The sequence below is a fragment of the Streptosporangium sp. NPDC002544 genome (assembly GCF_040295965.1).
In the GTDB taxonomy this organism is placed as follows: Bacteria; Actinomycetota; Actinomycetes; order Streptosporangiales; family Streptosporangiaceae; genus Streptosporangium.
The window spans coordinates 46,487-65,417 of sequence record NZ_JBEOWJ010000038.1 but is presented as its reverse complement, the minus strand read 5'-3'; the positions used below and the strand labels follow the sequence as shown (position 1 = coordinate 65,417).

At 71.5% G+C, this 18,931-nt stretch carries 15 protein-coding genes and 1 tRNA gene; 10 read left to right on the top strand and 6 right to left on the bottom strand.

Going from position 1 to position 18,931, the window contains the following annotated elements; genetic code table 11:
* Positions 1–65: 65 nt before the first annotated feature.
* Complete coding sequence (locus ABT061_RS40155) at positions 66–1,784, bottom strand: glycosyl hydrolase family 8 (protein ID WP_350928106.1); 1,719 nt, start codon at positions 1,782–1,784, stop codon at positions 66–68.
* Positions 1,785–1,954: 170 nt separating this feature from the next.
* Between ABT061_RS40155 and ABT061_RS40150 the strand changes: the two genes are divergently transcribed.
* From ABT061_RS40150 to ABT061_RS40135, 4 genes are all read left to right on the top strand, one after another.
* The gene (locus ABT061_RS40150; protein ID WP_350928104.1) at positions 1,955–3,478 is read left to right on the top strand and encodes an N-acyl-D-amino-acid deacylase family protein; all 1,524 of its coding nucleotides are present in this window, start codon (positions 1,955–1,957) and stop codon (positions 3,476–3,478) included.
* 165 nt (positions 3,479–3,643) lie between these two features.
* Complete coding sequence (locus ABT061_RS40145) at positions 3,644–4,753, top strand: alanine racemase (RefSeq protein ID WP_350928102.1); 1,110 nt, start codon at positions 3,644–3,646, stop codon at positions 4,751–4,753.
* 31 nt (positions 4,754–4,784) lie between these two features.
* On the top strand, positions 4,785–5,171 hold the full coding sequence (locus ABT061_RS40140; RefSeq protein ID WP_030906870.1) for a Rid family detoxifying hydrolase: 387 nt from the start codon (positions 4,785–4,787) through the stop codon (positions 5,169–5,171).
* A gap of 31 nt (positions 5,172–5,202) precedes the next feature.
* Positions 5,203–6,414: a hypothetical protein gene (locus ABT061_RS40135; RefSeq protein ID WP_350928100.1), complete on the top strand. Its 1,212-nt coding sequence runs from the start codon at positions 5,203–5,205 to the stop codon at positions 6,412–6,414.
* Positions 6,415–6,426: 12 nt separating this feature from the next.
* Here the strand turns inward: ABT061_RS40135 and ABT061_RS40130 are convergent, their stop codons facing one another.
* Complete coding sequence (locus ABT061_RS40130) at positions 6,427–6,981, bottom strand: TetR/AcrR family transcriptional regulator (RefSeq protein WP_350928098.1); 555 nt, start codon at positions 6,979–6,981, stop codon at positions 6,427–6,429.
* A gap of 69 nt (positions 6,982–7,050) precedes the next feature.
* Between ABT061_RS40130 and ABT061_RS40125 the strand changes: the two genes are divergently transcribed.
* Entirely contained in the window at positions 7,051–7,794 is a 744-nt protein-coding gene (locus ABT061_RS40125) for an alpha/beta fold hydrolase (RefSeq protein WP_350928096.1), read from the top strand.
* On the opposite strand, the gene ABT061_RS40120 is transcribed toward ABT061_RS40125, so the two are convergent.
* Positions 7,746–8,366: a LysE family translocator gene (locus ABT061_RS40120; RefSeq protein ID WP_350928094.1), complete on the bottom strand. Its 621-nt coding sequence runs from the start codon at positions 8,364–8,366 to the stop codon at positions 7,746–7,748. The genes ABT061_RS40125 and ABT061_RS40120 overlap by 49 nt on opposite strands.
* A 279-nt stretch (positions 8,367–8,645) precedes the next feature.
* Here ABT061_RS40120 and ABT061_RS40115 point away from each other — a divergent pair, with 279 nt between their 5' ends.
* Positions 8,646–11,405, top strand: coding sequence for an ATP-binding protein (locus tag ABT061_RS40115; RefSeq protein WP_350928092.1), 2,760 nt, complete (start codon positions 8,646–8,648; stop codon positions 11,403–11,405).
* Between the two features lie 275 nt (positions 11,406–11,680).
* On the opposite strand, the gene ABT061_RS40110 is transcribed toward ABT061_RS40115, so the two are convergent.
* Complete coding sequence (locus ABT061_RS40110; RefSeq protein ID WP_350928090.1) at positions 11,681–12,070, bottom strand: response regulator transcription factor; 390 nt, start codon at positions 12,068–12,070, stop codon at positions 11,681–11,683.
* Between the two features lie 936 nt (positions 12,071–13,006).
* Here ABT061_RS40110 and ABT061_RS40105 point away from each other — a divergent pair.
* The gene (locus ABT061_RS40105) at positions 13,007–13,387 is read left to right on the top strand and encodes a C40 family peptidase (protein ID WP_350928088.1); all 381 of its coding nucleotides are present in this window, start codon (positions 13,007–13,009) and stop codon (positions 13,385–13,387) included.
* Between the two features lie 91 nt (positions 13,388–13,478).
* A tRNA-Arg gene (locus ABT061_RS40100) sits at positions 13,479–13,550 on the top strand.
* A 185-nt stretch (positions 13,551–13,735) separates the two neighbouring features.
* On the opposite strand, the gene ABT061_RS40095 is transcribed toward ABT061_RS40100, so the two are convergent.
* Together ABT061_RS40095 and ABT061_RS40090 are read right to left on the bottom strand one after the other, a co-directional pair.
* Complete coding sequence (locus tag ABT061_RS40095) at positions 13,736–14,827, bottom strand: PP2C family protein-serine/threonine phosphatase (protein WP_350928086.1); 1,092 nt, start codon at positions 14,825–14,827, stop codon at positions 13,736–13,738.
* A 422-nt stretch (positions 14,828–15,249) separates the two neighbouring features.
* A complete protein-coding gene (locus ABT061_RS40090; protein ID WP_350928084.1) occupies positions 15,250–15,621 on the bottom strand; it encodes a ClpX C4-type zinc finger protein in 372 nt (123 codons plus the stop codon).
* Between the two features lie 389 nt (positions 15,622–16,010).
* On the opposite strand from ABT061_RS40090, the gene ABT061_RS40085 reads away from it, so the two are divergent.
* Together ABT061_RS40085 and ABT061_RS40080 are read left to right on the top strand one after the other, a co-directional pair.
* Positions 16,011–18,095: a sensor histidine kinase gene (locus tag ABT061_RS40085; RefSeq protein WP_350928082.1), complete on the top strand. Its 2,085-nt coding sequence runs from the start codon at positions 16,011–16,013 to the stop codon at positions 18,093–18,095.
* The gene (locus tag ABT061_RS40080) at positions 18,092–18,742 is read left to right on the top strand and encodes a response regulator transcription factor (RefSeq protein ID WP_350928080.1); all 651 of its coding nucleotides are present in this window, start codon (positions 18,092–18,094) and stop codon (positions 18,740–18,742) included. Before ABT061_RS40085 ends, ABT061_RS40080 begins: the two co-directional genes overlap by 4 nt.
* Positions 18,743–18,931 lie beyond the last annotated feature (189 nt).

The window sequence follows — 18,931 nt, the reverse complement described above, 5'->3', positions numbered from 1 at the left end:
ACGGTCATGGGCATGAAAAAGCGGCCCCCGCACGAAGGCAGGGGCCGCGTCGGCTCAGGCGAAGGTCAGGGCACCCAGTGGTTGCCGGTTACGGTGATCATGACTTGGAGCTGGATGCTGGTCGAGTAGTAGTCGCTTGCGGTGAACGGGGTGTTGAGCATCTTGGTCCACAGGGCGTCCAGCCAGGCCTGGCTGCCGGAGTCGGTCATCGCCGCCACCGCGAACGGGGCGAAGTAGGCCGGCTCGCTGCCGCTGGAGATCTGGGTGCCGTTGAGCGAGTAGCCGACCGCGATGTTGTTCGGGTTGCCGCCGGTCTTGCCCTTGATCCAGGTGTTGAGCTTGCGCGCGGCGGCGAGGGACTTGGCGTCGCCGCTGGTCACCGCGTCGTTGCCGATCCGCCACGGGTCACGGCAGGCGTTCCACCAGAACTTGCCGTCGTTAGGGTCCTCCAGGACCTGGCCGGGGGCCGGCTTCGGGGTGGTGTTGGTGTCGACCACGAAGTCGGCCAGCAGGCCGGTGCTCGCCGCGTAGGTCGACTGCTGGGAGGAGATCAGGTTCTGGTGGTTGGTGCGGACGGTGTCCCAGGTCGTGTCGCCGGTGGCCTTGCGGAACGCCCTGAAGTGGTCGATCATCCAGTCCGAGGAGCGGCTGATCCAGTAGTACTGGTCGCCCGAGCTGCTCCAGTCGCCGAGCTTCATCAGCTTGGTGGTCGGGTTGACCTCACCGGCCTTGATCGCGTTGATGTGGTTGATCGCGAGCTGCTTGTAGTTGTAGGTGCCCGTGCTGCCCCACTGCCGGTCGGCCAGGAGCAGGCCGTAGGCCACGTCCAGGTCGCCGTCGGTGGCCGAGTCGCCGCCGTTGACGCTCTGGCAGGCGGTGTTCTGCTCGGCGGCGAGCAGACCGGGGGTGATCGACGACGGGTGCGCCAGCACGTACTTCACCAGGCCGTCGAAGATCTTCTTCGCGTCCGGGTCGGCCCCGGCCATCGTGGCGGTGATGACCATGCCGTAGCCCTGCGCCTCGGCCACGTACGGGTGGTCGGCGTCGGGGGAGATGATCTGGTACCAGCCGTTGCCGCAGTTCTGCTTGACGAAGGCGGCCTTCCAGCGCTGGTAGTAGTCGATCACCTTCTGGTCGAGCGTGGCCTGGGCGCCACTGGGGCGCAGCATCCCGGCCGCGTAGGGAATCGTGTGCGAGCCGAACGGCACGCCGGGGCCGCCGGGAGTGATCGTCGGGGTGGGACTCGGGGTGGTGCCGCCGGTGCTGCCGTAGACCTCCATCTCGTACAGCGAGTAGCCGTAGACGGTGCCGCGCGCGGTGCCGTACATCCGCACGTAGCGGCCGGTGCCGGACAGGGTCAGGTCGTCGACGCCACCGTCGCCGGAGGTGGTGGAGTAGACGGAGGTCCAGACGTTGCCGTCGGGAGAGGTCTCGATCCGGTACGACTTGCCGTACGCGGCCTCCCAGGTCAGCTTGACCCGGGAGATCGTGGCGGAGCCGCCGAGGTCGACGCGGAGCCACTCGGGGTCGTGGCCCTCGGCGGAGGCCCAGCGGGTGGTGGTGTTGCCGTCGAAGGCGGCCGAGGGGAGGAACGTGGCGTCCTCGTTGGAGGACGAGGTGGCCGGACGGCCCTGGGACAGCAGGGAGTCGGCGGCGAAGCCGGGCGGGGCCGCCAGCACGAACACCGATGCGATCAGTGCCGACGCCAGTGCCAGAACGAGGACGGTCGAGGGGCGTTGGAGACGCGGTCTCGCATGCACAGGGGGTGCCCTCTCTTCGATCATCTAGTTAGGAAAGGTTCCTAACTAGGAAAAGATGCCACCATCCATGACACGTCACGGTCAAGAGGGCAGGGGGCCCAAATTCCCGGTTGCGTGCGATGTGGCGGAAAACCAGGGAGAACGCAGACAGGTGACGGGTGCCTCGAACACCTTCCCGGTGATTGAATCCGGGCATGTCGTTTGATGTGTTGATCAGGGATGGCTGGGTGCTCGACGGCACCGGTGCCCCGGCCTGCCGGGCCGACGTCGGCGTCACCGGTGACCGGATCGCGGCCGTGGGCCGCCTGGACGCGGCGGCGGCCACCACGGTGGTCGAGGCCGCCGGGCGCCATGTCATGCCCGGCCTCGTGGACTGCCACGCCCACGGCGACGCCCTCGTCCTGGACAAGGAGGTGCAGCTCGCCGCGCTCCGGCAGGGGGTGACCACCTTCGTCCTCGGCCAGGACGGGCTCTCCTTCGCACCCTCCACCACTCCGGAGACCTTCGCCTACGCCACCCGCTACTTCGCGGCGGTCAACGGCGTCCACCCCTCGGCCGACGGGCCGATCGGCGTCGGGGAACTGCTCGACGGCTACGACAGGGCGACCGCGCTGAACACCGCCTACCTGCTGCCGCACGGCACGATCCGGTACGACGTGATGGGCGCCGCCGAACGGGCCGCCTCCGCCGACGAGCTGGCCGCGATGCTGGCCCGCGTCGAGCGTGGCCTGGCCGAGGGAGCGGTCGGCCTCTCCACCGGGCTGGAGTACGCCCCCGGCCGCTACGCCGACGCCGCCGAGCTCGCCGCGCTCTGCGCGCCGCTCGGCCGCCTGCCGTACGTGACGCACATGCGCGGGTACGGGGCGGCGGCCCCGGAGGGGATGGCCGAGGTGACCGACATCGCCCGGCGCTCGGGTGTCGCGGTGCACGTCTCGCACTACCACGGCCCGGCCGCGATCCTCCTGCCACTGGTCGACGAGGCCCGGCTCCGGGGGCTGGACGTCACCTTCGACACCTATCCCTACCTGCGGGGCAGCACCATCCTGGCGATGGTCGCGCTGCCTCGGTGGGTCCCGGCCGCCGACGTCGACCGGGCGTTGGAGACACTGGAGTCCGAACGGATCGAGTGGGACGAGAGGCTCTGGCCGAGGATCACCCTCTCCCACGTGCCAGGTACCGAGTGGGCCGAGGGGCTGACGCTGCCCGAGGCCGCCGACGAGGCGGGGCTGGAGCCGGGAGAGTTCTGCCGCCGGATCCTGATCGACACCCGGTTGGAGGCCGGATGCGTGGTGGCCCGCCCCGACGAGGGCCCCGAGGGGGAGGCCTCGGTCCGCGCGATCCTGCGCCACCCGGCGCACACCGGCGGCTCCGACGGCATCTACGTGGGCGGCCACCCCCACCCCCGGGGCTACGGGGCGTTCGCCAGGATGCTCGGCCACCACGTCCGCCAGACCGGGGACTGGACCCTGGAGCAGGCGGCGGTCCACCTCGCCTCGCACCCGGCACGCCGCTTCGGCCTCGAAGGGCGCGGGCTCGTCCGCCCGGGACAGGTCGCCGACCTGGTCGTCCTCGACGCGGGAGCGGTCGCCGACCTGGCCACCTACGCCGCCCCGCGCACCCCGGCCACCGGGATCGGCGACGTCCTCGTCTCCGGGGTCCCGGTCCTCGCCGGAGGCCAGCTCACCGGCGCCACCCCCGGCAGGGCGCTGCGCCCCTGAAAGCCGCGGCCCTGACGAGCCGCGGCTCTGACAACACGGCACCGGAGAGGGCGCCAGGAGGATAGGGTCCTCAGGGCGACCAACGGGGATGTGACCTCCCACGCCCGGATTCAACGGCCGATGGCCCGCTAAATCCGTACAGGTGACCACAGGAAGGGCCGGGACGTGAAGGGGATCGTGGATCCCGAAGGGGCGCTGGGGGCCTCGCTGTTCGGCGGGGCGTTCACCTTCCCGGTGATGGTGGCCCACAGAAGCGCGCTGGAGCACAACATCGCGACGCTCGCGGCCTTCACCGGGGCGTACGGGCTGATCTTCGCCCCGCATGCCAAGACCACCATGTCGCCAGAGCTCATCAGGGCGCAGCTGGAGGCGGGCGCGTGGGGGATGACCGTCGCCACCCCCAGCCAGGCGCTCACCCTGCGCGAGTTCGGAGTCGCGAGGATCGTCCTCGCCAACCAGGTCTTCGACCCCGCGGGGCTGGACGCACTCGCCGCGCAGCTGGCGGAGGACCCCGCGTTCGAGCTCCTCTGCTTCGTCGACTCGGTGGCCGGGGTCGAGACGCTCTCCCGGCACGCCGGGGCCAGGCCGTTCCGGGTCCTGGCGGAGCTGGGCCATGAGGGCGGCCGGGGCGGCAGCCGTACCCTCGCCGAGTTGCTGGAGGTCGCCTCTGCGGCGCAGACGGCCGAGGGCGTGCAACTGGCCGGCGTCGCCGGGTACGAGGGTTCGCTGGGATCCGCCGGCGAGGTGCGGGCCTACCTGTACCGGCTGCTGGAGGCGCTGGAGCACCTGCGGGTGCGCGACCCGATCCTGTCCGTGGGCGGCAGCCAGTGGTTCGACGTGATCGGCCGTGAGCTCGCCACCTGCCGGGCCAGGGTCATGTTGCGCAGCGGCGCCTACGTCTCCCACGACGACGGCTACTACCGCGAGCGCACCCCGTACACCCGGATGGACGGGGAACTGCGCGCCGCGCTGGAGATCTGGGCACACGTGCTGAGCGTTCCCGAGCCCGGCCTGGCCGTGGTCGGGTTCGGCAAGCGCGACGCCCCCTTCGACGAGGGGCTGCCGATCCCGCGCGGAGCCGTCGCGGACGCGACGGTGCTCAAGGTCCAGGACCAGCACACGGTCCTGAGACTGGCGCCGGGATCGCCGGTGAAGCCGGGGGACCTGGTGTCGTTCGGCATCTCCCATCCGTGCACCGCCTTCGACAAGTGGCGGGTCATGCCGGTGGTCGACGAGGAGTACGTCGTCGTCGATCTGGTAAACACCTTCTTCTGATCCCCCTTTCCCCCTTTTGAGGAGTGACGAGATGAGCGGCAAGCAGGAGCTGCGTACCGACGAGGGCGCGGCGCCCGTGGGGGCGTACTCGCAGGGCCTCGTGGTCGGCGATTTCGTCTACACCTCGGGCATGGGGCCGCTGAGCCCCGAGACCGGTGAGGTCGTCGGGACCGAGGTGGCCGAGCAGACGCATCAGGTGATGCGCAACCTCGGCGCCATCCTCGCGGCGCACGGCCTCGGCTTCGACGACGTGGTGAAGTCGACGGTGCACCTGCAGCACCTCAAGCGTGACTTCGCCGCCTACAACGAGGCGTACAAGTCCTATTTCACCCGCCCCTATCCCGTCCGCACGACCGTCGGCTCCGACCTGATGGACATCCTCGTCGAGATCGACTTCGTGGCCTACAAGCCGCGTTAGAGTCTGACCGACTTCATGGGAGGGCGGCGGCTTGGACAGCTCGCTATACGTCTACGTCGAGGACGTACGCGGGGAGGGCATGGAGGCGGTCCTTGACCGGATCACCGGATACGGCCTGACGGGGATGACCGTGGCCGCGGCATATCGCCGCGCCCGCGACGTCACCCCGCACGGCCGCTCCCGGGTGACGCTCCGCAGCGACGGCGCGCACTTCACGCCGCCCGCCGACCTGTTCGGCGAGCTGCGGCTGGTCCCGCCGGTTCAGGAAGGCGCGGAAGAGGAGCCGCTGGCCGCGCTCCGCCTGGCCACCGCCGAGCGGGGACTCGCGCTGCACGGCTGGACCGTCTTCCTGCAGAACACCACGCTCGGCCTGGCCAACCCCGACGTGACGGTACGCAACTGCTTCGGTGACCGGAGCTCGCCCGTGGACCTGTGCCCCTCCCACCCCGACGTCCGGCGGTACGCGGTCGCGCTGGGCAGGGCGGTGGCCAGGCAGGGCGTCGACAGCGTGGTGGCCGAGGCGCTGCACTTCTCGACGTTCGGCCACGGCTACCACCACGAGCGCAGCTTCGTCCCGCTCGGGCCGATGGACACGTTCCTGCTCGGCCTCTGCTTCTGCGACTTCTGCATGCGCGGAGCGGCCGGCCTGGGGGTCAACGCCGAGGTGGCACGCGAGGAGTGCACCAGGATCGTGGGCGCCGTCCTCGACGGCGACCCGCCCGCCCAGGGCGAGGTGACCCGCGCGGCACTGACCGCGTACGCGGGTCCCGAGGTGGTCGCCTACGCGCGGGCCCGCTCCGAGGTGGTGACCTCGCTGGTCTCCGACGTCTCCACCGCCGTCACCGCCGAGGGCTCACGACTGGTCTTCCTGGACGCCACCGGCTCCGTCAAGGGCTACCGCGACGGTCTGCCCTCGCCGGGGCTCGCCGCGCACGACTCCTGGCAGCTCGGCGTCGACCTGGTCGCCCTCGGCGACCTGGTGCCCTCGCTCGGCGTGCTCGCCTACGCCCGCGACGCGGGCAGGGTGGCGGACGACGTGGTCGCCTACCGCCGCTCGACGGGCAAGGACAGGGAACTGCGGGTCGTCCTCCGGCCCGGCCTCCCCGACACCGACTCGGCCGAGCGCCTCGCGGCCAAGGTCCGCGCCGTGCGGGCCTCGGGGGCGGACGCGGTCGACTTCTACGCGTACGGGCTCATGCCCTACCCGATCCTGGACCGCATCCCGGGCGCGCTCTCCGCCTGACCTCACCTGATCTCACCGGGCGAGGGAGCCGTCCAGGACGGCGCTCACGGCCCGGGCGGCGAAGTCCTTGTCGAGGGGGAGGGCGCGGAAGACCGCGCGCAGCCAGACCGCCCCGGCGAGCAGGTCCACGATGAGCATGGGGTCGGCCTCGGCCGACAGCTCGCCGCGCCGCCGCGCGCGGTCGAAGACGGCCTCCTCCCGCGCGAACCGGTCGGCGAAGAAGCCCCGGGTCGCCGCTGCCAGCTCGGGGTGGTGGACGGCGGCGCCGAGGGCGGCCACCGCGACATCGGCGGCCGGGGGACGGGTGAGCAGCGCGGCCACCCCCTCGACCAGGGCCTCCAGATCGCCCCTGAGACCGCCGGTGTCCGGTGGTTCCATCGTGAGCAGGTCGGCCTCGACCAGGGCGGCGGCCAGCAGCGCCGCCTTCGACGGCCACCAGCGGTAGATCGTGGTCTTGTTGACCCCCGACCGCTCCGCCACTCCCTCCACGGTCAGGCCCTCATAGCCCTTGGCCGCGAGCAGTTCGAGCGTCGCCTGGAAGATCTGCTGTTCCTTGCGGGGTGCCATGCGTCCAACCATAACAACGCAACGGTGCGTTGTGTTTTAATCGAGACATCCATCTGAACCGGAGGTCTCATGCTCCCCATCGTTTTCGTCCACGGCATCCGGCTCAGCGCGACCATGTGGGGCCCCGTCATCTCCCGCCTCGACCGTCCCGCGGTGGCGGTCGACCTGCCCGGCCACGGCACCCGCTCCGGCGAGCCGTTCACGATGGACGCGGCGACGTCGGCGGTCGCCGACGCCGTCGACGCGCTGGGCGGCCGGGCACTGGTGGCCGGTCTCTCGCTCGGCGGGTACGTCGGCATCGCCACCGCCGAGCGCTTCCCCGGGCGGGTGGCGGGGCTGATGGCGATGGGATGCACGGCCCGTGGCCCGGCGGCGGCCGGAACCTACCGGGTCGCCGCCTCGCTCGCCGCCAGGAACCCGTCGCTCGCGAACCGGATCAGCTCCTACGGCCTCCGCCGCCTCCTGCCAGGTCCCGTCGGGGAGGCGATGGTGGCGGGTGGGCTCTCCTGCGAGGTGATGCCCCAGGTCGTCGAGGCCGTCACCGGCCACGACCAGCTCGCTGCACTGGCCGCCTACCCGGGGCGCGTCTGGCTGGTCAACGGCACCCGGGACCCGTTCCGGGCGAACGAGCGCGACTTTCTCCGGGCCTGCCGGAACGGGCGCCTGATCCTGATCCCCCGCCGGGGACACCTGGGCGTGCTGGCGGCCCCCGGGCCGCTGGCCCGCCTGGCGGGGGACCTGTGCGACCAGCTGGGTTCGTACGTTCAGACGGAGCGGCCGGAGAGCGCGGTCGCGACGCCGAGGACGAGGTAGACGACCCCGCTGAAGTGGCCGAGCAGGGCCGACCTGATCCTCAGCCGGCTGCCGAGGGCGCCCGCGGCCATGGCGTAGATCAGGTCGGAGAGCAGGCCCAGGACCAGCAGGGTCGTGCCCAGGACGGCGATCTGCAGCGGCACCGCACCCGCCTCCGGCTCCACGAACTGCGGCAGGAACGCCAGGAAGAAGAGGATGACCTTGGGGTTGAGCAGGTTGACGACCACGCCCTCAAGGAAGATCGCCCGCAGCGGCTGTGGGGCCGTCTCCCCGGCCGCGAGCTCCTGCCTGCTCGTCAGTGCCCGGACGCCCAGATAGACCAGGTAGGCCACACCGGCCCACTTGATCACGTTGAACAGGGTCGCGGACTGTGCGATCACGTACGAGAGACCGGCCGCCGCCGCGGCGATGTGCACCAGCGTGCCGACCTCCACGCCGAACGCGCTCGCGACACCGGCGGCACGGCCCTGAGAGACGGCCCGGGTGATGATGTAGATGTGGTTCGGGCCCGGCACCAGGACCAGTGCCAGCGACGCGACCGAGAAGATCAGTAATGTGGACGGGGAGACCATGCTCCGACCTTAGAAGCGTCCGTCTCCCCGTCGTCAGGGCCAATACGCGGACGCCTTGGGGTACCAATCGGGCCGGAACCGGCCCCGCCGATGTCTTGTGAAGCGTTCCGGCCAGGCGATCGACCCCGGCGCCGACGCGACGTCGACCGCGGTGCGGAGCCGGCCGGAATCGGCCCCGCCGGTGCACGTCTCGGATGATCGATTCCCGGGCCGGTGCGACGTCGACCGTCCATTCCCGTCGGTGCCACGTGCGATACTCGCCGACGGGGGGAGCGAAGCGTGCAAAACGTTCTTATTGGGCGGGCGGCAGAACTCAATCGGCTGACCGTCGTGCTCGACACCGCCGCGGCGGGGCAGGCCGGAGTCGCCCTGCTGGGGGGTGACGCGGGCATCGGCAAGACCCGGATGGTCACCGAGCTGGCCGAGCGGGCCGAGGCCGCCGGATTCGCCGTGCTCATCGGGCAGTGCGCCGAACTCGGTGACGCCCTTCCGTACCTCCCGCTCGCCGACGCCCTGCGCTCCGTGCGCGGGGAGTTGCGCGCGGAGCTCGACGCGCGGCCGGTCCTCGGCAGGCTGCTGCCCGGCGGTACCGACGCCGGCGGGGAGGGCGCCTCGGGCCTGACGCAGCAGCAGCTCTTCGGCTCGATGCTCGGCTTCCTGGCCGCGCGGCCGGTGCTGCTGGTGCTCGAAGACCTGCACTGGGCCGACCAGTCCACCCGAGACCTGCTGGTTTTTCTCAGCCGGGTGCTGCAGACCGAGCAGGTCTGCCTCGTCGGCACCTACCGCACGGACGACCTGCACCGCCGGCACCCGCTCCGCAGGGTCCTCGCCGAGCTCAAGCGGCTCCCCTCGGTGACCTCCGTGGAGCTTGATCCCCTCGACCGCCACGAGATGACCGACTATCTGGCCGCGCTCGGGGGTACCGACGCCCGCGTGCTGCGGGAGGTCGTCGACCGGGCCGAGGGCAACCCCTTCTACGCCCAGGAGTTGCTGGAGGCGGTCTCCGCCGGCTGCTCGATGCCCGACGGCCTGGCCGGTCTGCTGCTCTCCCGGGTGGAGCTGCTCTCCGATCCCGCGCAGGGGGTGCTCCGCGGCGCGGCCGTCGCGGGTCGCCGGGCCGACCACGATCTGCTCCAGCAGGCCTCGGGCCTCGATGACCTGGCCTTCGAGGAGGCCATGCGGGAGATCGTCTCGCGCGGTCTGCTCCGCCCCGACGGGGAGTACGGCTACGCCTTCCGGCACGCGCTCCTGCAGGAGGTCGTCTACACCGACCTGTTGCCCGGCGAGCGGATCAGGACGCACGCCGAGTTCGCCCGCCTGCTGACCGCCCGAGGAGGTTCCGCGGCCGAGCTCGCCCACCACTACCTGGCGGGACACGACCTGCCGGGGGCGCTGGCGGCGTCGGTGGAGGCCGGGCGGAGGGCCGAACGGCTGGGCGCCCCGGCCGAGGCACACCGCCACTTCGACCGGGCGCTCGGCCTCTGGGACCGGGTCCCCGACGCCGAGCGCCTGGCCGGGATCGACCACGTCGGCCTCGCCAGGCGCAGCGCCGACGCGGCGGCCGACAGCGGCGACAACCACCGGGCGATCTCCCAGCTCCGGCGCCTGCCGCCCTCCGCCGAGGTCAACGAGCGGCTCGCGTACGTCCTCATCGACACCGAGGACGTCCCGGGCGCGATGGCCGCCGCGCACGCGGCCGTCGCGGCGGCACCGGAGGGGCCCGTGCTCGCCCGCGCGCTCGCCACCTACGCTCGTTCGCTCTACTGGACCGAGCGGCACGACGAGGTCGAGGCCCTGGCCGGCCGCGCCCTGGAGACGGCCCGTGCCAGCGGCGCCGCCGACGCGGAGACCAGCGCGCTGACCACTCTCGCGATCCTCGCGGCCCTCGCCGACGACATCCCCCGAGCCAAGGAACTGCTCGCCCGCGCCACCGCGGAGAGTTCGGGCAACCTCGGCATCGATCTGCGGGCCATCTTCAACCAGGCCCGCCTCCAGTACGAGAACGGAGACCTGGCCGAGGCGGCGGTCACCACCGACCGGGGACTGCGGCTGGCGCACGAGACCGGGCTCAACTGGAGCACCTTCGGCACCGACCTGCGCTTCCTGCGGCTTCTGATCCACTACGTCGCGGGGGAGTGGGACCAGGCGGAGAAGGTCGCCTCCGGGTTCGGTGTCCGCGTCGGCACCCCGGCGGAGGCGCTGCTGTCGTCCTTCGCGCTCTTCGTCGAGGTGGCCAGGGGCCTGCCCGTCGTCGAGGAGCGCCTGTCCTGGCTGGAGCCCTTCTACCCCGACGATGTCACGGTCACCTCCATGGGCCGCGGCCTGGCCGCCGAGCACGCACTGTGGCGCGGCGATCCGGAGAGCGCGCTCGAACACGCCCTCGCGGGGCTCGACGCCCATGTTCCCAACGACCCGGCCGTGATCCGGCTCAGCAGCACCGCCCTGTGGGCGCTGACGGACCTGGGGCGCGCCGACGAGGCCGACGCCCTTCTGGCACGGGCCAGGGTGCCCGCCGACGTCGGCCCCGGCTCCGTCCGCCGGGGGGCGCTGGGCCCCGAGGGGCTGGCCTGGCTGGCCCGGGCCGAGGCCGAGTGGCACCGGGCGCACGGCCGCCTCGACGTCGCGGCGTGGCGCGCGGTGGTCGAGGCCTTCGACTTCGGGTTCGTCTACGAGGTCGCTCGCTCGCGGTGGCGGCTGGCCGAGGCGCTGCTCGTCGCGGGCGACCGCGTCGCGGCCCTGAAGGAATGGGAACTCGCCGTCGAGGCCGCCGAGTCACTGCGCGCCCAGCCGCTCGCCGCCGCCCTGGCCGAGCTGGGCCGCAGGGCGCGCTTCGTCTCCGCGTCGCCGACCCTGCTCACGGCTCGTGAGCAGGAGGTGCTCGCCTTGGTGGCCGAGGGACTGCCCAACCGGGAGATCGGCGAGCGGCTGTTCATCGCGCAGAAGACGGTGAGCGTGCACGTCTCCAACATTCTCGCCAAGCTGGGGGTCTCCTCCCGTACCCAGGCCGCCGCCGTGGCCCACAGGGACGGCCTGCTCTGACCGCCCGCCGTCAGCCGGCTCGCCCCGCCACCGTGATCGCGGCCCGTTCTGGTCTGCCCGGTGTGGCGGGACTCGTCCTGATCGGCCGCGCGATCACGACCTGCTCCGGCCGGACCCGCCTGGCGGTCAGGGCTCCCGCTGCCCGGTGTGGCTGGACTCGTCCGGATCGGCCGCGCGATCACGACCTGCTCCGGCCGGACTCGCCTGGCGGTCAGGGCTCCCGCTGACCGGTGTGGTCGGGCTCGCCCTGGTCGGCCGCCGGGTCAGGGCCTGCGCTAACCGCTGCGGGCGGTCAGGGCCAGATCGCGGACGACCTGGATCAGCTCGGCGGGGTCGAAGGGTTTCGTCAGGTAGGCGTCGACCCCTATTCCGAGGCCCCGCCGTTTGTCGTCCTCCTGCGCCCGCGCGGTGATCAGGACCACCTTGATGTGCCTGGTCCCCTTGTCGCCCCGCAGCCTGGTGGCGGTCATCCAGCCATCCAGCCTGGGCATCATGACGTCCAGCGTGATGACGTCGGGCATCACGTCCAGCACCCGGTCCAGGCAGTCCTGCCCGTCGGAGGCCGTGTCGACCTGGAACCCCTCCAGGGTCAGGTTGACCGCGATGAGCTGCCGGATGACGTCGTCGTCATCCACTACCAACACCCTGCCCAGAACCTCTCCCACGGCGTGAGGCTAACTCCTCTTTCCCGCCCCCGCGCGGGTTTCCACGGATGTGTACGCACAGCTGTCCACAGGCGACAGGTTTTCCACAGAACCGCGTTCGGCTCCTTGGCGATCACTTCCGCACGCCGATCCTGGGGCCTCGATCCTTCATCGAGCCCAAGGAGGGCGTGCGTGATCACGGCATTCGTCACCGTCTCCATCCTCTCGGCGGCCCTCGCGGGGAGCTTCCAGGTCCCCGCGCCCCGCCTCTCCCCGGAAGCCTGCGGCGCCTGGGCCGGCCTTCTCTCCACGACGGCCCTGCGCCGGCTGCCGGAGGAGGTCCGCGTCACCCTCACCGCCGTCTGCGGGGCTCGGCGCACCGTTCTCCCGGATACCGGAGCCACCTTGACAGACCGCCCCGCGTCGACGCCGCCCGGTGCCGCCCTCCCGGACACAGACGGTAACCGGTCGACGGCCTTCTCGGATCCGGGCGGCGGATGGCCGATGGACCTCTCGGGGACGGACGGTGAGTGGACAGGCGCCCCGCACAGTCCTGATGGCGGACTGAAGGCCCACTTCCAGGGCGAGCATGACGAATGGCCGGGAAGCGACGGCCCTCCGGGAGACGACCACTCCCGCCGGCTCGCCACCCCTCCGGTTTCCCCTGCCGGTGCTGCCGCAGGCTCTCTCGCCGGCGCTTCGGTAGATCCTCCCGTCGGTTCGAGTTCCGCTTCCGCTCCTTCCGCGAAGCGGAGCTCCTCCCGGCCGGAATCCTGGCGAGCGCTCGCCGAGCGGTCACAGCGCCCACCACGCGGGAGGAGAACGCCATCCGGCGGATGGGCGGCGTCCTCACCCGGACGGAAAGCCCCATCCAGGGGGCGGGCAGCGTCCGCACGCGGGCAGGCGGCGGTCTCCCGTGGACGCGGCGCGCCCTCGCCGGGACAGATCGCGGCGGTCGTGGCGCTCCGTCAGGTCGGCAGGCCGTACGTCTGGGGCGGCGGTTCGAGCGCCGGCCCGACCGGCGGGGGCTTCGACTGCTCCGGGCTCGCCCTGCACGCCTGGTCCAGGGCCGGGGTCAGGCTCACCCACTACACCGGAACCCAGTTCAGGCAGGGCCGCCGGGTGCCGTTCTCGCAGCTCCGCCCGGGAGACCTGGTCTTCTTCGGCGGGGGTGCCAAGGACCCCACCCACGTGGGCCTCTACCTGAAGGACGGCGTCATGGTCCACGCCCCGGGAGCCGGCGGCGTCGTCAGGACGACCGACTTCGCCGCCTCGGCCTACTACCTCTCCCGCTATCGGGGTGCCGTCCGCCCCTCCCCGAGCCGGCCCGCCGGATGACTCTCCGCCCCCGAATCCTCTCCAAAGATCGTTCGCTCTCCGTAGTGAGTGTCGGTTAACCCCAGGATGCTGGTAATGTAATGACGCGTTGGCCCCCTTAGCTCAGGGGATAGAGCACCGGCCTCCGGAGCCGGGAGCGCAAGTTCGAATCTTGCAGGGGGCACACAGTCCTGACCAGCGGATCTAGCCGTCGGCCAGGGCGAACGACGTAGGAACGGGCGGGTCTCCAGTCTCATGGAGTCCCGCCCGTTCTCGTTGGCGCTCGCTGGTGGTGGACCGGTCATGGACCTTCTCGCCCGCGCCCCTGCCCGTTGACCATCTGGGGATCGTCGGTGGTGTCCGGATGGCTCAACGTAGCCCGCCGGTGTACCGGGTGATCGCCAGAATCGCCATGTCGTCATCGTGCGAGCCGCCGGTCCAGCGCTCGACATCGCGTACCAGGGCCTCGACCACCTCCCCTGGCCGCCGGAACGAACCCCGGCCGGCGAGCCCGCTCACCGGGTCGTAGAAAGTGCCGTAAGGCCCCCGGGCCTCCGTCACTCCATCGGTGACCAGCAGGAGCGTGCTCCCGGTCGGGAACGGCCGGCTTTCCGGCTCTGCCCGCAGCACGCCCAGGCCGCTCATGCCCAGGGGAAGACTCGGCTCGCCGGGATCCAGCGAGGACACCGTGTCACCCTCAAGAAGGTACGGCGGGGGGTGGCCGCAGTTCAGCAGCCGCACACTGTCCGCGTCCGGTGTGATCTCGCCGAGCACCGCTGTGACGAACCCCTCCATGCGGATGCTCTCCTCGCGGGACGCGGCCTCTTTGACCAGCGCGCGCTCCATACGCTCGGCCAGCAGTACGAGGTCGGCCGCCTGGTCCGCCGCCTCCCGGAATGCGCCCAGCAGTACGGCCACCGTGCCGACCGCGCCCAGGCCCTTGCCTCGCACGTCTGCGATCAGCAGCCTGGTGCCGTACGGGGTCTCCTGCACGGCGTAGGCGTCTCCGCCGATCAGTGCCTCGATCTGCGCGGCCTTGTAGAGCGCGGCGACGGCCAGCGGGCCGATACGCGCCGGCGGGGCGGGCAGCACGGCACGCTGGGCGGCCTCGGCGACGGAACGCACCACTTCCAGCCGGCGGCTGTGGCTGGTGACCACGCGGTTCACCCCGAGGCCGACGAGCGCGGTGAACACCGCGCTGATCAATGAGAGCGTGCCGACGACATGACCGAAGTAACCATCCTTGATCAACAACGCCAGCTGGATCAGGACGATGGCCGCTGCGACCGCGAAGGTGTGCCGGAGCGAGAGCAGCGCCCCTGCTGTCACGACCGCGGCGCCCAGCAGGTAGTCGCCCCAGTAGTAGCGCGGGGACAGCACGTTGAGGACGGTGCCGACGACGATCATGGCGGCCGGTATGAAGGAGACGTACCGGGGCCAGCTCGTAGTGAGTGGGTTCATCCGAGCCCCGATTCCACAGCCGATCGACCCGTATGTGTGGAAGGCCATCTGAATTCCCTGGAATTCTCCCAGGTCCTGGCTTTGATCCTTTCTAGTGAACGTTGAATCGCCTGTCGAGGCGACACTCCCAGGGCGTTCGTCCGGGTGGTGACCGGGCCCGTCCGCAAGGAACTTGACAGCTTGTGCCGATCGGGCGGATCGGCGAGGACGGTAAGGGCCACACGCGCATGGCACGATGCGAAGTGCTCGACCTTGAGGGAACGACGAGTGCGGGAGATTCGGTTTCGCGCTTACCGTGAATACGAAGCACCTGGCCGCTTCGTCTCGACCGGCCCCGCCTCGAACAGCCCACCCCCGCCACGCATAGCGGGATCATCTCGCATAGAAGACCACGAGATGCGGGTGGATTGCCCAGGGTCGTGTCACTTCTCGCCGGAGAACCGCTCCCATGCGGACTGGCGGGTGATGCCGAGAGCTTCGCCGATCTTGATCCAGGTGACGCCGCGTCGGCGCAGTTCCTGCACCCACGAGCGCAGGTCGGCCTCGGCCTGGTCGATGTGCGCGGCGACGCGCGGAATGTGGCTCAGCATCTCCCCGTCCGTCAACGACTCCCAGACGGGCACGCGCGGTCCCGGGGGATTGCCGAGGCTCCCGTCGATGATCGACGCGGCGAGCGCCACGCACTCGTTGCAGATATGCACTCCAGGGCCGGCGACCAGCCTGTCGACCTTGGTGTCCGGCTTGCCGCAGAAGGAACACCGAGCGAGTTCGGCCGGGGTGTCGGGCGGTGTCACAGCGCACTCCTAAGGTGTCAGGGATTCCCTGACAATTTAGCTCGTCAGGGAATCCCTGACAACTGGTATGCGCGTTGCATCCTTCCGAAGCGCCTCGCTGACAACACCCCAGTAGCGTTACCGAGACACGCTCGGACTGCTGGCAGGCGGTGTGGTTCCGGGCGGTGGGGACGGACTGCCTGCGGGCCACCGGCTCCTGCCGTCCCCGGCGAACGATCAGGAGCTCTGGTCCACGGTGGGTGGGATGCGAAGCCCGGCCTGTCGGCGTGTCCCAAGGCTCCGAGGCCGGCAAGCCCCGGCTATGCCCGCTCCAGGCCAGGGTGTGTCCCGGACGGGACGGGACACCACTCCCGGGTAGGCGGGGCACGCCGTGTGGCACTCTGAGCGACGTGTCCGACTCCTTTCCCGCCGGTCGCGTCCCGGCCCCGCCGGGGCCCGCCCCCGGCGGTGTCTCTGCCGTGGATCGGCGCCTGGCGGTTGGGGCGTCGGCTCTCGTCGCGCTCTGCGTCGTGGCATGCGGGGTCGCCACCTGGCTTGACATGGCGACCGGGGCGGTGACGCGGCCCGAGCCACTGGACTGGGCGGTGTGGTCCTCGACGGTGCCCGGCGTGGCCCTCGCGATCGCCGGGATCGTGCTGGCGGTGCGCCTGCCCCGCCACCTCATGACCTGGCTGCTCATCGCCGGAGGCGTCGTCGCCGCGGTGAACGGCCTGGCCGCCGCGTACGCGGTGCTGTCGCTGACCCGCCACGGTGGTGCGCTGCCGCTGACCCCGGCCGCGGTCTACGCCGGGGCGCGGCTGGGGCCGCTGCTGAACCTGCTCCCGCTGCTGGTGCTGCTGTTCTTTCCTGATGGGCGGCTGCCATCACCGCGGTGGCGATGGGCCGCGTGGCTGTCGCTGGGGGCGACGGGCCTGGCGGTCGCGGTGTTCCTCGCCGTCCCGTGGCGGATCGAATCGCCGGGCATGAATTGGCCGGGACTCGACCTGCCGTTCCCGCCACTCCCGGATGCGGTGTGGCACTCGGCGCTGGCGGCGGTGCCGGCGCTGCTGGTGGTGAGCCTGCTGGTGTCGGTGCTGGCCTTCGCCTGGCGGTTCCGGGGCTCGGCGGGTGTTCGGCGGGCGCAGCTTCGCTGGATGCTGATGGCGGCGCTGCTGAACGCGGCACTGATCCTGGCCTCCGCCGTGCTGGACGGGCTGCCGCAGGACCTGTCGTTCGTCGTCGCCCTGGTGGCGGTCGCAGCGGCGGTCGTGGTGGCGGTGAGTCGGTACCGGCTTTATGACATTGATCCGGTGCTCGGCTGGACCCTCCTGTACGGCGGGCTCGCGGTCGCCGTCGTGGCGATCGACGTGCCGGTCTTCGTGAGCCTGGGGGCGATCATCGACGAGCCGGTGGCGGCGGTCCTGGCGGCGGTCCTGGTCGGGGTGGTCTACGCACCGCTGCGGGAGCGGGTCCGGCGGTGGGTGAACCGGGGGCTGATGGGGCGGACGGAGCCGTACGAGGTGGTCTCGGCCCTCGCCCGGCGGCTTGAGGAGTCCGTGCGGCCGGAGGAGCTGTTGCTGCAGGTGGCGAAAGCGGTGTCGGGGGTGTTCCGCTCGCCGTACGTGCGGGTCGAACTGGACCGGGCGGACGGGAAGACCGTCGTGGTGGAGCACGGCACCCCCGGCGAGGCCGTCGTGGTGCTGCCGTTCGCCTACCGCGACGCGCCGATCGGGCGGCTTGTCCTGGTGCCGCGCGCGGGTGCGCGGCCGGACGAATCCGACCAGCGGCTGCTGGCCGACGTGGTGCGGCAGGCCGCCGCGGCTGTGCGGGCGACCGCGCTGACCGAGGAACTGCAGCACAGCCGCGAGCGTCTGGTCACCGGCGTGGCCGAGGAGCGGCGCAGGCTGCGCCGGGACCTGCACGACGGGCTGGGGCCCACGCTGGCCGCCGCCGCGCTGAAGGTGGAGGCGGCGCACAACCTGCTGACCCGGGATCCCGGCACCGCCCGGGAGGCGCTGGACCAGGTGAGGAAGGATCTTGCCACGATGTTGGGGGACGTGCGGCGGCTCGTGCACGATCTGCGGCCGCCGGCTCTGGATCAGTTCGGCCTGGCCGGGGCGCTGCGGCAGGAGGCCGCCCGGTTCCGTGGCGATGGGCTCGCCGTGCGGGTGGAGGTGGAGGGGGACCTGACGGGATTGTCCGCCGCGAGCGAGGTGGCGGCGTACCGGATCGTCTGCGAGGCGCTGACCAACGTCACCCGGCACGCGGGCGCGGACACCTGCCACGTGCGTGTCGCCGTGGCGGGGAACGAGCTGGAGGTCGAGGTGACCGACGATGGGCGCGGGGTCCTTCCGGGCGCCGTGGTCGGGGTGGGTTTGGTCGGCATGCGTGAGCGCGCGGAGGAACTGGGCGGCCAGTGCGCGGTCGGGGTCGGCCGCGGTGGCGGAACCCAGGTCCATGCCGTCCTGCCCGTCGGGACCGTGACCCCCTCGTGACGCCGCGGGTGCTGATCGCCGACGATCATCCCGTGTACCGGGACGGTCTGCGCATGATGCTCGCCTCGACTGACCAGGCCGAGGTGGTGGGGATCGCCGCGGACGGGGAGGAGGCCGTCGCCGAGGCCGTCCGGCTGCGCCCTCAGGTTGTGGTGATGGACCTGAGGATGCCCAGGATGGACGGTGTGCAGGCCACCGAGCGGATCGTCGCCACCTGCCCGGACACGCACGTGCTGGTGCTCACGATGCACGAGGATGACGAGAGCGTCTTCGCCGCCATGCTCGCCGGCGCTCGCGGCTACCTGCTCAAGGGGGCTGAGCAGACGGAGATCCTGCGCGCCATCATGGCGGTGGCCAGCGGGGAGGTGATCTTCGGGCCGGCACTCGCGGGGCGGGTGACGCGCTACTTCGCCCGGCTGGCCGTAGCCCGTCCGGTCCGGGAGGGGCCGTTCCCCCAGCTCACCGTTCGGGAACGGGAGATACTCGACCTGATCGCGGCCGGCCTGTCCAACCGGATGATCGCCGAGCGGCTGTCGCTGGCGCCCAAGACGGTACGTAACAACGTGTCCAGCGTTTTCGCCAAGCTTCAGGTCGCCGACCGCGCCCAGGCCATCATCCAGGCCCGCGAGGCCGGCCTCGGCCGGTGACCGGCGTGCTCTCGGCCTCGTACGGGCGGCGCCCGCGCACGGGTGAGTGAGCGTTGGTCGACGCCGGCCCCACAGGGGCCGGCCGACCGGATCGCATCGTATGGCGCGGTGGGGGCGGCCGAGCCACCCTCCGTTCATTTCGCATGGTCATCGCGTCGCCGGTCCGCCGACACCGCAGTAGCCGTTCGG